The organism is Paenibacillus sp. LjRoot153, from assembly GCF_964253085.1.
Lineage (GTDB): Bacteria > Bacillota > Bacilli > Paenibacillales > NBRC-103111 > Paenibacillus_E.
The window spans coordinates 5,891,876-5,904,618 of record NZ_CAXUQH020000001.1 but is presented as its reverse complement, the minus strand read 5'-3'; the positions used below and the strand labels follow the sequence as shown (position 1 = coordinate 5,904,618).

The following is a 12,743-nucleotide window of genomic DNA, read 5'->3' as shown; positions in this document are numbered from 1 at the left end:
TGCAGTTACTTTTTGTAACTGTTATGCCGATGTCGGTTGCGCGGTGAGCGGAGGAGAAATTTTAATGGAGCTCGTATGAATCCATCTTTCAATTGACTCATTTTCAGAGGAGCCCATGGAGTCAGATATGGCTGTCCTAAAGATCGTAGGCTAACTAAATGAAGGAAAATAAACAGAAAACCGATCATGAAACCGAATCCTCCAATGGTTGCAGCAAGAATCATTAGGGGGAAGCGCAAGATGCGTAGAGAGATTGCCATATTGTAATTGGGTAGTGAAAAGGAAGCGATTCCTGTAAGTGCCACGATGATGACCATGATGGGTGAAGCGATTTTCGCTTCAATGGCAGCTTGCCCAATCACAAGAGCTCCGACGATACTTACTGCTGAACCTACGGGTTTAGGAAGACGGATACCGGCTTCGCGCATGATTTCAAAGAAAAATTCCATCAACAAAGCTTCGATAAATGCAGGGAAAGGAATGCCTTCACGGGTATCCAGAATGGCTAACAGCAATACTGTGGGAATGAGCTCAGAGTGAAAAGTTGAGATAGCGATATATAGACTCGGTAATGTAAGAGCCATAATAAAAGCAAATAGTCGAAGTAATCGAATGAGTGAGGAATACAGTGAACGTATGTAATAGTCCTCACTTGATTGGAAAAACTCGATAAAGAGGCCGGGACAGATCATAATGGAAGGAGAACCCGAGGTGATAACAATGATTTTCCCATCAAGAAGCGCAGCAACAGCCGTATCCGTACGTTCCGTATGTCGATATTGTGGAAAAGGGGAGTACGTAGAGTCTTCAATCAATTCTTCGATATACGCGACTTCCAAAATTTCTTCTTGTATGGCTTTATCAAAGCGTTTTTTAAATTCGGTTAATGTTTTTGGGTTCACGGCTCCATCTAAATAACCGATGGCAATCTCGGTCTGTGTTTCTCCGCTTGCAACGAACTTTTCAATCTTGAAATTGGCACTTTTCAAACGATTCCGCAGCAACCCCAGGTTGATTTTCAGATTCTCAACTGTAGCTTCTTGAGGTCCTCTAACGACAGGTTCATTCGTTGGAGCGGTAATTTGTCTTGTTTCCAAATTTAGCGCATTAAAGCTCAGTGCCTTATTCCATTGTTCGAAAAAAATCACAACTTGACCAAGCAGGATGTTATGTTCTGCAATTGGTAATTGGTCAATAATCGTCACATTCCGGGAAGAGACACCTTGATTTTCGAAGAATGACTTCAACTTATTAAGATCAATGGTTGCTGCTTCAAAGCCGGCTTCTTGAAAAACAAGATCCTGCAGCACATCTTTTAGATAAATCAAGTCTTTATCATTTATAAGTGAATCGCAATAAACAACAAGTGCCCCGTATTGTAAATCCGCGCCAAAAAATCTAGGTAGATAGCAAATATCGGAACAATTCGCGAGTTGTTGTTCGATCCATTTTCTATTCTCCGCTAGGGTTAATGCCAGAGGAGATTCCACTGAAGAGGAAGGAACGTTAGTGTTTGGCACCGGAGTTGGTATTGATGATTTACTTTTTCTAAATAACTTTTGTATATCCATAAAAAATTCCTTCTATTAGTTGTTGGTTGCACAGGTTTATTATTCCAATTTTCAGGAAAAATATGTGAACTACTTTCCGAATAATTCAGATCCCTGTATGAGGGACATCCGTTGATTCAAAAGTAATGAACGCCGAAATAGTCTCATATATCAATTAGGATGAGATACCAACGTATTTCACTTAATTGGAGAGGAGACGACCACATGGATAATCCGAAAAGGAATCAGGGCGTGTATGGCAATGTGCCACAGCCGATCCGACCGGATGGGGCAGGCGGGATGGATACGGGTCCGCGGGATATCATGCGGGATATGGAAAACCCTGATATGTTAGTTCCGCCTATAACGGATTCTGGTTTGCTTCCTAATTTGAAGTTTTCTTTTTCAGATACATCGATGAAATTAAATTTCGGGGGCTGGTCACGGGAAATAACCGCCAGAGAGTTACCCATTGCGACCACACTTGCGGGTGTCAATATGAGTTTGACGCCTGGTGGTGTTCGAGAATTGCATTGGCATCAACAAGCTGAATGGTCCTATATGATTGTAGGTCGAGCGCGAATTACTTCAATTGATCAAGAGGGACGAAATTTTATCGCGGATGTGGGGCCAGGTGATCTATGGTACTTTCCGCCTGGACTACCACACTCCATTCAGGGGTTAGAGCATTGCGAATTTTTGCTTGTTTTCGATGATGGCAACTTTTCTGATTTGAACACGCTATCCATCTCCGATTGGTTTTCTCGAACGCCTAAAGACGTACTTTCCGCCAATTTCGGTGTACCCATGAGTGCCTTCAATAACATTCCTACAGAGCAAGTTTATATCTATCAAGATCAGGTTCCTGGTCCAATCGAAAGCCAGAAGGTGCAGTCTCCCTATGGAACCATTCCTTTAAGTTTTAAGCATCAATTGCTCGCGCAACCCCCAGTTAAAACGCCTGGTGGCAGCGTACGAATCGTAGACTCGACTAATTTTCCTATTTCCAAAAATATTGCAGCGGCGCTAGTTGAAATAGAACCTGGCGGTATGAGGGAACTGCATTGGCATCCGAATAACGATGAATGGCAGTATTACCTCACCGGGCAGGGACGCATGACTGTTTTCGCTGGGAATGGTAACGCTCGTACATTTGATTATAGAGCTGGCGATGTTGGTTATGTGCCATTTGCAACTGGGCATTATGTACAGAATACAGGGACTCAATCGCTATGGTTTCTTGAGATGTTTAAGAGTGACCGGTTTGAGGATGTGTCGTTAAACCAATGGATGGCCCTTACCCCTCGAGACTTGGTTAGTACTAATCTACATGTTGGACCCGAACTATTAGATGCGTTGCGCAAAGAAAAGTGGCCAGTCGTGAAATATCCGGGATTTTCCTACCACAATAGAAAGTAAAGTTTTCGGATCCCGAAAACATCTTTCTATTTGGCGATAAAACATTCCGATAAACGCGGTCGCTCATCTTTGAATGGCTTCGATAGAGGTTTTCTCATTACCCTAAATAACAAAAAGAAGGCTGTCCCAAGTAGAATATCTACTAGAGATAGCCTTTTCATATGAAGAGCTAGCCTTTCAATCCCGAGTTTGCAATCCCCTCTACGAACCATTTTTGACAGACAACCACGACGATGAGCAGAGGAACAAGCCCTGAGACTGATGCTGCCATGGTGAGGACATAATTCGTACCAAACTCTTCAACATAACTCGTTAAACCAAGAGGAATCGTGTACAATGCTTTCTCGCGAAGCATAATGAGCGGGGTTTCGTATTCGTTCCAATGCCAAGTAAATGAGAGAATTAATAGTGTGACTAACGCAGGCTTGATCAATGGCAAACAAATTTGCCAGAAGGTTCGCCAGTAGCCCGATCCATCAACGCGCCCTGCCTCCAGCAGTTCGTTCGGAAGGCTAATGAAGAACTGACGCATCAAGAAGGTGCCGAATACCGTGAACAATCCTGGTAAAATAATGGAAGCATGTGTATTAATCAGCTGCAGCTGATCGAACAAGATGAAGCGGGGAACAAGCAAAACCTGCCCAGGAATCATCATCGTTGATAGATAGAGCAGAAACAGGAAGTTCCGTCCTTTGAAGCGTATTTTGGCGAAGGCATATCCAGCCATGGCACTTGATAAGAGGTTGCCTACAACCGTAATGCCTGTGATTTTGATGGAGTTCCAATAAAATAAATAGAAAGGGTCAGTTCCGGCCCAGACTTTCTTATAATTCTCAAAATGCCACGTATTCGGAATCCATTCGATTGGATATTTGAATACCTCGCCATTAATTTTGAAGGAAGTAGAGATCATCCATATAAAAGGCAGAATCATAACGATAGAGATCGCTCCCAAGATGATGGTAAGGAGGACCTTAAGCCAAAGGCTGCCCCTTCTGATTTTGGCGATGGATGTTTTCCGTGTAGCTTGGGTAGGTACGATAGTTTCCATGGGGGTAATCTCCTTTCCAATTAGAAGTGCTGCTGCCAACGTTTCTGGCTCTGCCATTGAATGATTGTGACGACGAAGATGATGGCGAATAGCACCCATGAGACGGTAGCGGCATAGCCCATTTTGTAGAATCGAAATGCGAGTAAGTAAATGTGATAGGAGAGTACCATCGTCGAATCAATGGGGCCGCCCTGTGTCATAATGTTGACCGGTCCGAATATCTGGAATGACCCGATAATGAGTGTAATGGCCACGAGAAAGGTAGTTGGCGTGAGCATCGGTATCGTAATTTGGAAAAACTGACGTATTTTCGAAGCCCCATCAATATCGGAAGCCTCGTACAAGTCTTTGGAAATCCCTTGCAGTCCGGCCAAGTAAATGACCATCGAGTATCCAATCGTTACCCATACCTGCATGATGATAATAGCGAAAAGAGCAGAATTCGGGCTGGACAGCCAGCCTGGTGGATGATCAATGCCAACAGACTTGAGCAACTGGTTGATCGGACCATCAGAAGCGCGATACATGATGCTCCAGATGACAGATACAGCAACCAGTGAGCTAACATACGGAAGAAAAATCAGAGTTCGCAGCGTTTGTTTGAAAAACACATACTTATTCAGTACGACAGCAAACAGGAGTCCTATAATGATGGAAGCGGGAACGCTGACCAGGGTGAAGATCAAGTTATTTTTGAGCGCTTTCACGAATTTCGGATCACTGCCAAGCGCTTTGAAATTATCTAAGCCAACCCATTCGATCCCTGCGAACCCTTTGAGATATTCCCAATCCACGAATACGAGGTACAGACTGAATACGATGGGCAGCAATATAAAGATGAGGTACCCGGAGAAGTTGGGCAAAATGAACAGGTAGCCTGCAAGGTTTTCCCTGAATTTGGCGTTATGCCAGAAATGTCGTTTCATTCGTAAGCCACCCTTTCGAATTCTTGTGTTAAATTAACTTTATCAAGCGAAAGAGCGAATTCCCATAGCGTGAACGTGATCTTTTCTGTAGTTTAATTGAAAAAACCTCCAGCTAGAAGATGCCGGAGGTTTACATGAAACTCGTATGAATTTATTTTTTGGCACCCTTGATCGTCGTATCAGCACGCGTTTTCATGGTTTCCAAAGCCTTGTCGATTGGCTGTGCACCCAGCAGGTATTTCTCCATCTCATCTTTAAAGATGGCTCTTAGCTCTGTTGGTACGGGTACATTGTAGGACGTAGGGAATGTATAATTGCCAGCTAAAAGTGCCTTCAAGGAAGCTTCATCGATCAGATCTTTCGCGTCACCAATAAGGATTGAAGCGATTTTACCTGCATCGGCTTTCTTATTCGTTGGGATCCGGCCGCCTGGTACCATCGCCATATTACCTTCTTGTAAATACCAAGAGATGAATTTAAAAGCAGTTTCTTTGTTTTTACTGTTTTTATTAATGGACATATAGTCGCCCATACCGCCGCCTGGATTAATGTTGCTGCCTGCTGTGAATTGCGGATAAGGAGCGAATGCGACTTTGAAATCATGTGGGAAGCTCTTGATATCCTTGATATAACGGATGATGTAAATTTGGGAAGCCATCATAGCAGCTTTACCTGTCAGAAGCTCATTTTGCACAGTAATTTTACCGGCAACAGCTTCGGAGTATTTCATCATAACGCCCTTGTCTTCCAAGCTCTTCTGCATTTCCAAGCCTTTCTTCATAGCTGGGCTATTGAAGTTGGATGTGCCGTCTGCAGCGATAACCCAGTCTTGAGGTTTGGCCGTTTGCAGAACCGTATCACCAAACCAACCCAAAGCTGGATCTAGCATTGTACCCTTCATAGCTCCTTTGTTAAGCTTGGTGGCCATTGCACTGAAATCGTCCCATGTCCAGGCAGTTGGGAGTTTCTCGCCGGCTGCATCTAAAGCTTTCATATTGAAAAGTACGGCTCCCAAGTTCTTGTTCGCAGGTAAATAATAATATTTGCCGTCTGCAAATTTCTTAATGTTCGCTGCCCCGATAATGCCCTCCACATCGAAGCCTGCTTTGGCGATCAGATCGTCCAATGGCTCTGCCATGCCAGCAGCTTGGCGTTTCGTCATATAGGCATCACCATAGTTCATATAAATATCCGGAGCATCCGTATTGGAGAGCAGGGCTGTTTCGAGCTTCAGGTTGCCCGGGTCGTCATTGACATAACGTGTATATTCCACTTTAATCGTCGGATTCGCTTTATTCCAAGCGTCGACGGCATCTTGTGGTCCGCTTTCTGGCGGAACGCCTCCCCAGAATTTAAGGGTAACTGGTTTCTGTGCTTCAGGTGTAGGTGTAGCCGCTGCTGCCGTGGCAGCAGGCGCGACAGACGCGGCTGCGGAAGGTGAGGCTTCAGGTGTTTTGGAGCAGCCGGTTACCAGAACGCTTACAGCAAGAGCAATTGAAGCTCCCATGCCTAATATTTTTTTCATTTGTTCATCCCCTTTTCTTTTGGTAGTTAAATCGTAATGCAAATTTTCCCAAAAAGACACGGAGTATTCTTTACGAAGTAAGCATTATTCTACGATGTTCGATGACCAAAGACGAGTTTGCGAAACTCTGTCGGGTACATGCCTTCCATTTGCTTAAAGCTGCGGCTGAAATGGTTGGGATCGGCATACCCAATGAGCTCAGAAATTTCGAAAATTTTATAATCCGGATTCTTGAGCAGCTCGCGGGCGTTTTTCATCCGAACATTCGTCATATAATCGGTGATCGTTTTGCCTGTTTCTTTTTTGAACAAAATACTCAAATAATTCTCTGTATAACCAACGGTACTGGCTAAGTCAGCTACTTTGAGGGGTAAATTATACTTCTCCATAATTTGACGGATCACCATTTGAATTTCCGGTCGGAGTTTCTCTTTCCCATGCTCACGCTTATACGCCAGAAAGACGGGCAGCCATCCAATGAACCAGTTGGATAACGCCTGCAAAGTTTCAGCATTTCGAATGACATGGTATGGATATTGCTGCTCATGCAGGGTGACGGAGTAAATGTCTCCGCCTTCCGCCTTCAAGCAGCGCGCGAAAATATGAAGCAGCCGAAGCCACTGCTCTCGCAATAGGGCAGGAGGAATATTCTTATTGCGGCAAAGCTCCTCTGTCCAGGCAAGAATCTTCTCTCGCAAGCCGACTTCGTCACCTTCTTCGATACGTTTCATCCATTCTTCTTCCTGCCATGGCTCAGATAGCGTGGGAGGTGAAACATGTAAATGATCATAGTAAACGATGCATGAGCCCCCGTAGTAGAATCGGTAGCTTAAGGCATGATCTGCTTTTTCATAGGCTGGATGGAGTGCAAATGTATCCTCGTAGGAAGGGGACACACCGATAGCCAGCGAAATTTTCAGGAAAACTTGTACGGCATTCTGCATTTCGACCAACATGTTCGCGTTGATTTGGCCTGTAAGGACACAAAACTTTCCAACGGCCATCTCAACTAGCTCCCCATTGCCATACTTCTTGAGAATCTCATTGAGGACATTTTTCACCGTGTATGTCAAAAGACGATCGCTCTGGAAACGGTTATTCTGCGTTAATTCCTCATAGGAATCGATCTGGATCACCGCTGCTGATAAGGGGGCAGTGAATAGCTCCAGCTGGAATTCTCGCCATACTTGTTCGATTTCCCCACGGGAAACATGGCCTTGGAGGAGCTCGCGCAACCGTTTTTCTTTTACTTCGTTGCTATATTGATTAACCTTCTGCTCAAGCTGAGTTCTCGCATTCTGGCCTTGCTTCTCAATTTGTAATTGATCCTGGATTGCGCGCAGCTTCTCCATCAGCTCGGAGGGATTAATTTCTAATTTCGTAACATATTCGATAGCACCTAGCCGTAATGCCTGTTGGACATAGTTGAAGTCGTTATGATTGGATAAAATAAGACATTTGATCGCCGGCCAGCGTTCACGGATCTGTCTCAATAATTCAAGTCCGTCCATTTCCGGCATACGAATATCCGTAAGTACGACGTCACAGGCCTGCGATTCTAATATTTTCAACGCTTCCAATCCATTAGCCGCTTCACCAATGACCTGGAACTCCTCGTTATCTCTTGGAATGATCGTCTTTAAGCCAATACGCACAAGGATTTCATCATCAACGATCAGAATTCTCAGCATCTGCATTCCTCCTTTTTAAAGGCAGCACCAATAGTAGTCGGACGCCTTCGCCCTCCACACTTGAGATTTGCATGCCGTACTGCATACCAAAGTGGAGCTTGATTCGTTCGTTAACATTGCGTATACCGATACCGCTGAACTTCGCGTGAGGCTGGTTCAGGGAAGATTCGACCTGCCCAATCATTTCCATACTCATGCCTACCCCGTTATCTTGCATCACAATATGCAGATTCCCATTGACTTCTTCAGCTTGAAGCTCGATAAGAAGAGGGAAGCGATTACCATGAATAATACTGTTTTCTACGGCAGGCTGCAGCGTGAATTTTAACACTTCACAGTCGAGAAGCGCTTCAGGAATGCGATAGGTAAACGTGATCTGATCATGATAACGAATTTCCTGAAGAGAGAGGTAGACCTGTAAATAGTCCAGTTCTTCTTGTAATGTGACGAATTCTTGTTCATTTCGCATGGTGAAATTCAGCAGCTTCCCCAGCTTGGTAATCATTTCACTAATATGATCAGCCCCAGAGAGCAGCGCCATCCATTTAATCGAATTGAGCGTATTCAGCAGAAAATGCGGATTAATTTGCGCTTGCAGGGCTTGGAATTGTGCTTTCTGCTTGCGTCGCTGCTCATCATATAAATCGGAGATGAGATCCTGCAGATGCAGTACCATGCGATTGAAGTAATTGCCAAGCATGGCAATCTCGTCTTCCCCTTTTATCGTGACAAGGGTATTAAATTCCCCTTTACCAACCTTGGTCATGGATTTGGCCAATTGTTTAAAAGGACTCGTTACACGAAGCATGAGAACAATGAAGGCGATAGCAAAAAGAAGGAACCAGGCGACAACCCAGGTGATGGATTTGTCTTTCTCCCGACTGAGCTGTGTGGCGAAATCCTTCTGATTCATGAATTGAACTAGCCGCCATCCGAGCTGAGGTACATGAGCGTCGTTCATAAAATAGACGTGGTCTTTGATCTTTACTTCTTGAATGCCATTTACATTGGTACGAACGTTTTGAAGGGCATGATTAGCCAATAAATCTGCAGCTGCACGATCTCCGATTAAGAGATTTTGGTCTTCATCGACGAGGACTGAAGTTATGCCTGAAGCTTGTTGCTGCTGTATCTCGGCGTTCGGATAGAAGAAAACTTGGATCGGTACACTGATAAAAAAGACACCATAGTTACTCGTATATTCGCCATTAATTTGTCTCGTCATGACGATCAGATCTTGCTTATTATTGGATGAAGGAAGTGAGTAGGGAACCGTCCAGTAGGGGAAGCCATTGCGCCCCAGTGTAGGTTCATACCAGCTTTCCTTATAGAAAGATTGGACACTCGTTGGTGTGACGGCCGACCATGTCGTATGTGTAAACCCTCTATTGTCGTATAATCCAAGCTGCGTTGTACTGTCGAGAAGGAGATCCTTGACGTTGGACATTTTCTTTTGCAGGCTCGTGAGCTTAATGAAGGAGAGGTAATTATTCGACCAATCCGCAGGCTCTTTCAGAAATTTCTCCGTCTCTGGATCATTAATAATCAGACTAGAAGCGGTGATCATGCGAACGGCCATCTCGTTCATGGCTGCGGCTTTCTGCGAAACGGCGGTTTGATTGGATTGGTTGAGCTGAATTTGTACAATATCTTCAGAAGACTTATAGAATCGGTATAGAATGGTCACAACTGGAAGTATAATCAGGAAAAATAAGGAGATCAGAATCTTTCCACGCAATGTCTTTATTGGACTGCGAAGTTTCATTGTGGATGTCACACCATGCCCTTATCTTCTAGGATTAGGAATCTCTTCTATCATACAACGATGACTCATATCCTGCTAGAGAGAGTAGGGGGAAGCGTAGTATTTCAAAGAATATGCCGAATAAAACAAAGAATATGCATGGTAATTGTTGGGCAGGAGGATGAAGCGAAGGGGGAAATAGGTTTAGGTAAATAGGCAGATACCAGATAGCAGATAGGCATAAAAAGAGGCGTGAGATTCTCACACCACCTCATGAATGATTATTGATTCACAGCCTCCAGCAGCAAGTGCTTTATAACAAGTGCATGTACTTCTTCTCGGCTATTGAAATGCGACGGAATCTAGTTGGATCGAATAGGACGTTTAAAATAGGCAATCATTTTCCTGTCCACTGGCGTCACAGATACGAGCTCCCACCCGTAACGTCCCCAATGGGATAACGCTTCATCCAGTGACCAGCTGCTATGTTCGGATTCTGATCTTCCTAGACAATCGGCTAAGGAGACATCAGTCGCGTATTCCCATTGCGTTATCGATTGGGCTTCTAGTGTGTGTGTGCGTTCTTCTTTACGATCCCATCGTACACGTGTAGTGGATTGAGATAAAGCAGTTAAGATATCTTCTCGTTCCGTGACTTGTAGAAAAAGAAGCTGTGGTGCCCGCGGCACGAAAAAGGAACGATGCGAATGATAAATCTGAAGCACCAAGGTACCAATGGGCGCACCTTCGTGATTATGAATGAAGTACCAAGCGCAGCGCTCACGCTCTTCAGGAGGGCCCCAGTTCTCGACCGAATTGTGACGATTAAAACCAGCTTTAACCTGATAGCCTTCTTGTTGGAAAGGTTCAATAACGAGTGCCATGAAGTCTTGAATCCAGACACCATATGCACGATCTCCATAGGTATTAAACATTTGAATGAGTTCAGTTTGCTTACTTTCTAAGACCGATTTCCATGTATCGGATAGCTGTTTTTCTGCTTTTCTGAATAAATGGTCGATTTGGGTGTTAGTCATGAAGGAACATCTCCTTAAGGCGTTTATCTAACGATGTTAGAATAATAATTTAATGATGTTAGATTAATGTGTTGTGGTATAATTGTCAAGAGAAATTGGAGGTCGAATATGGCACGTAGACGAATTCATCCCCTTCTAACGGAGGGGGCCGAAGAAGAACGAGGGGCATCCGATGTACATACCCCACTAGATCGTGAACGTATTATTCAAGCTGTCCTCACGCTGCTGCGAGATGAGGGGTTAGGATCCATCAGCATGCGTAAAATTGCAGATTCCCTCGGGGTTAAAGCTGCTTCCCTGTATTATCATGTCAAAGATAAAGAGCAATTAATGCATCTGCTCGCCGAGCAAATTAGTTCCGACGTGAGCTTTCCAGATGAAAGCCTCGATTGGCAGGAGCAGCTTCGCGAGTGGGCGATCCACTTCCGACTTGTTCTCCATCGATATCGAGATGCCATTTCCATCATGAGCGCAACGATGGCGGGGAGTCCCAAGCGTCTGGCGCATATTGAGTTTCTATACCGATTATTTGCCCAATCAGGCTTCAGTGATCCGCACGTTCCATGGTTTGCCAGCATGATTAAGAACTATATCTATAGTTTCGTCGATGAAGAAAATCGCTTAATGGCAAGAGCGGAATCTGTTGAGCCTTCAGAAAAAATCGGAGAGACCCCGGTAACACGTATGCAATCGCTGCCCGCGGATCAGTATCCCCATTTTGTTCGGCTGTTACCCTATACGACGGCAGTAAATTGGGATGATGAGTTCCTGTTCGGGCTCAAGGTGTTAGTCGACGGGTTTGAAGCTCAGCGCAAGTAGGCCAAACTATGCGAAAAAGAGGGTTCCCCGGAAAGCCACATAGGTGTGGCGGGGGACCCTCTTGCAGTTTTTTGAACCTGGGGAAACCGTTGCATTGTGACACGTAAGTGCGATACAACCAGACGACATTTTTTCAAATCACCTTGATTGTGTTGCGAATAGAGAAGCTTTAAAGCATGCAAAATGCAAAGAGCTTTCGCACACATTTATCGACGTGTAACCTTTTTTCCCGGAAATGCGTGTTCTTTTGCATCTTTGGGGCATTTACGCTTTGAATGGTCTATTCAGCGTGGGGGAGCAAGTAAAACAGGTCCATTCAGCTGCTGTAACGATGTTTTTCATCGTTACAGCGCGGAGAGACATGTGACTCTGCCCTATTCGCACCGCTGCAGCTTTTGCAAAAAAAAGGAGGAGCTAAGCACAAACACGCTTCTTAGCTCCTTTTCCATTACATGCTAAAGTTTTCGTTCTTATCCCTCGTAAGCTTGCTTGAGCGCGGCAATATCAATCTTTTGCATGCCCAGCATCGCGTTCATCACACGAGCCGCTTTCACGCGATCCGTGGCGTTGAGCAGTTCCCCCAAAGTGGTCGGGATAATCTGCCAGGATAGGCCGAATTTATCTTGTACCCAACCGCAGCGCTGAGGCTGGCCACCTTCAGACAGCTTCTCCCACAAGGTGTCGACTTCTTCCTGCGACTCGCAGTTGACGAACAACGAAAGGGCAGGGGTGAATTTGAAATGAGGCCCGCCATTTAAGGCCATATACCGCATCCCATTCAGCAAAAATGTTCCTGAAATAACTTTGCCCTCAGGCCCAGAGCGATTGATACTTTCAATTCGGGAATCGCTGAATATGGACGTGTAGAAGTTCATTGCTTCTTCGGCATTGCCGTCGAACCATAAGAATGGAGAGATTTTTTGCATGTCAGCAGCTCCTTTTATTAGGTATTGTATCACAAATGTTGATGAAATCATGCGC

Annotated in this window: 10 protein-coding genes; 2 read left to right on the top strand and 8 right to left on the bottom strand. The window is 44.7% G+C overall.

The window, feature by feature from the left end; genetic code table 11:
* Positions 1 to 5 precede the first annotated feature (5 nt).
* Complete coding sequence (locus tag ACSQ8P_RS25570) at positions 6 to 1,571, bottom strand: spore germination protein (protein WP_436237762.1); 1,566 nt, start codon at positions 1,569 to 1,571, stop codon at positions 6 to 8.
* A gap of 204 nt (positions 1,572 to 1,775) precedes the next feature.
* Between ACSQ8P_RS25570 and ACSQ8P_RS25565 the strand changes: the two genes are divergently transcribed.
* Positions 1,776 to 2,969, top strand: a complete 1,194-nt coding sequence (locus ACSQ8P_RS25565; RefSeq protein WP_436237761.1) for an oxalate decarboxylase family bicupin — start codon at positions 1,776 to 1,778, stop codon at positions 2,967 to 2,969.
* A 169-nt stretch (positions 2,970 to 3,138) separates the two neighbouring features.
* Here the strand turns inward: ACSQ8P_RS25565 and ACSQ8P_RS25560 are convergent, their stop codons facing one another.
* The 6 genes from ACSQ8P_RS25560 to ACSQ8P_RS25535 all read right to left on the bottom strand — a co-directional run bounded on the left by ACSQ8P_RS25560 (position 3,139) and on the right by ACSQ8P_RS25535 (position 10,943).
* On the bottom strand, positions 3,139 to 4,020 hold the full coding sequence (locus ACSQ8P_RS25560; protein ID WP_436237760.1) for a carbohydrate ABC transporter permease: 882 nt from the start codon (positions 4,018 to 4,020) through the stop codon (positions 3,139 to 3,141).
* Between the two features lie 20 nt (positions 4,021 to 4,040).
* Positions 4,041 to 4,946 (bottom strand): carbohydrate ABC transporter permease, encoded by a 906-nt coding sequence (locus ACSQ8P_RS25555; protein ID WP_436237759.1) that lies wholly within the window; start codon positions 4,944 to 4,946, stop codon positions 4,041 to 4,043.
* Between the two features lie 151 nt (positions 4,947 to 5,097).
* Complete coding sequence (locus tag ACSQ8P_RS25550; RefSeq protein ID WP_436237758.1) at positions 5,098 to 6,471, bottom strand: ABC transporter substrate-binding protein; 1,374 nt, start codon at positions 6,469 to 6,471, stop codon at positions 5,098 to 5,100.
* A gap of 89 nt (positions 6,472 to 6,560) precedes the next feature.
* Positions 6,561 to 8,162 carry a response regulator transcription factor gene (locus tag ACSQ8P_RS25545; RefSeq protein WP_436237757.1) on the bottom strand — a complete coding sequence of 534 codons (1,602 nt, stop codon included), beginning with the start codon at positions 8,160 to 8,162 and terminating at the stop codon, positions 6,561 to 6,563.
* Positions 8,140 to 9,927 carry a sensor histidine kinase gene (locus ACSQ8P_RS25540; RefSeq protein WP_436237756.1) on the bottom strand — a complete coding sequence of 596 codons (1,788 nt, stop codon included), beginning with the start codon at positions 9,925 to 9,927 and terminating at the stop codon, positions 8,140 to 8,142. The genes ACSQ8P_RS25545 and ACSQ8P_RS25540 overlap by 23 nt, the downstream gene beginning before the upstream one ends.
* 341 nt (positions 9,928 to 10,268) lie before the next feature.
* Complete coding sequence (locus ACSQ8P_RS25535; RefSeq protein ID WP_436237755.1) at positions 10,269 to 10,943, bottom strand: DUF6022 family protein; 675 nt, start codon at positions 10,941 to 10,943, stop codon at positions 10,269 to 10,271.
* A 108-nt stretch (positions 10,944 to 11,051) separates the two neighbouring features.
* Here ACSQ8P_RS25535 and ACSQ8P_RS25530 point away from each other — a divergent pair, with 108 nt between their 5' ends.
* Positions 11,052 to 11,762: a TetR/AcrR family transcriptional regulator C-terminal domain-containing protein gene (locus tag ACSQ8P_RS25530; protein ID WP_436237754.1), complete on the top strand. Its 711-nt coding sequence runs from the start codon at positions 11,052 to 11,054 to the stop codon at positions 11,760 to 11,762.
* A gap of 470 nt (positions 11,763 to 12,232) precedes the next feature.
* Here the strand turns inward: ACSQ8P_RS25530 and ACSQ8P_RS25525 are convergent, their stop codons facing one another.
* Positions 12,233 to 12,688, bottom strand: coding sequence for a VOC family protein (locus tag ACSQ8P_RS25525; protein ID WP_436237753.1), 456 nt, complete (start codon positions 12,686 to 12,688; stop codon positions 12,233 to 12,235).
* Positions 12,689 to 12,743: the final 55 nt, after the last annotated feature.

Excerpts from the sequence above, each read along its gene's own strand:
- ACSQ8P_RS25570 (WP_436237762.1), bottom strand. The coding sequence starts at position 1,571 with ATGGATATACAAAAGTTATTTAGAAAAAGTAAATCATCAATACCAACT.
- ACSQ8P_RS25550 (WP_436237758.1), bottom strand. The coding sequence starts at position 6,471 with ATGAAAAAAATATTAGGCATGGGAGCTTCAATTGCTCTTGCTGTAAGC.
- ACSQ8P_RS25545 (WP_436237757.1), bottom strand. The coding sequence starts at position 8,162 with ATGCTGAGAATTCTGATCGTTGATGATGAAATCCTTGTGCGTATTGGC.
- ACSQ8P_RS25560 (WP_436237760.1), bottom strand. The coding sequence starts at position 4,020 with ATGGAAACTATCGTACCTACCCAAGCTACACGGAAAACATCCATCGCC.
- ACSQ8P_RS25565 (WP_436237761.1), top strand. The coding sequence starts at position 1,776 with ATGGATAATCCGAAAAGGAATCAGGGCGTGTATGGCAATGTGCCACAG.
- ACSQ8P_RS25535 (WP_436237755.1), bottom strand. The coding sequence starts at position 10,943 with ATGACTAACACCCAAATCGACCATTTATTCAGAAAAGCAGAAAAACAG.
- ACSQ8P_RS25555 (WP_436237759.1), bottom strand. The coding sequence starts at position 4,946 with ATGAAACGACATTTCTGGCATAACGCCAAATTCAGGGAAAACCTTGCA.
- ACSQ8P_RS25530 (WP_436237754.1), top strand. The coding sequence starts at position 11,052 with ATGGCACGTAGACGAATTCATCCCCTTCTAACGGAGGGGGCCGAAGAA.
- ACSQ8P_RS25525 (WP_436237753.1), bottom strand. The coding sequence starts at position 12,688 with ATGCAAAAAATCTCTCCATTCTTATGGTTCGACGGCAATGCCGAAGAA.
- ACSQ8P_RS25540 (WP_436237756.1), bottom strand. The coding sequence starts at position 9,927 with ATGAAACTTCGCAGTCCAATAAAGACATTGCGTGGAAAGATTCTGATC.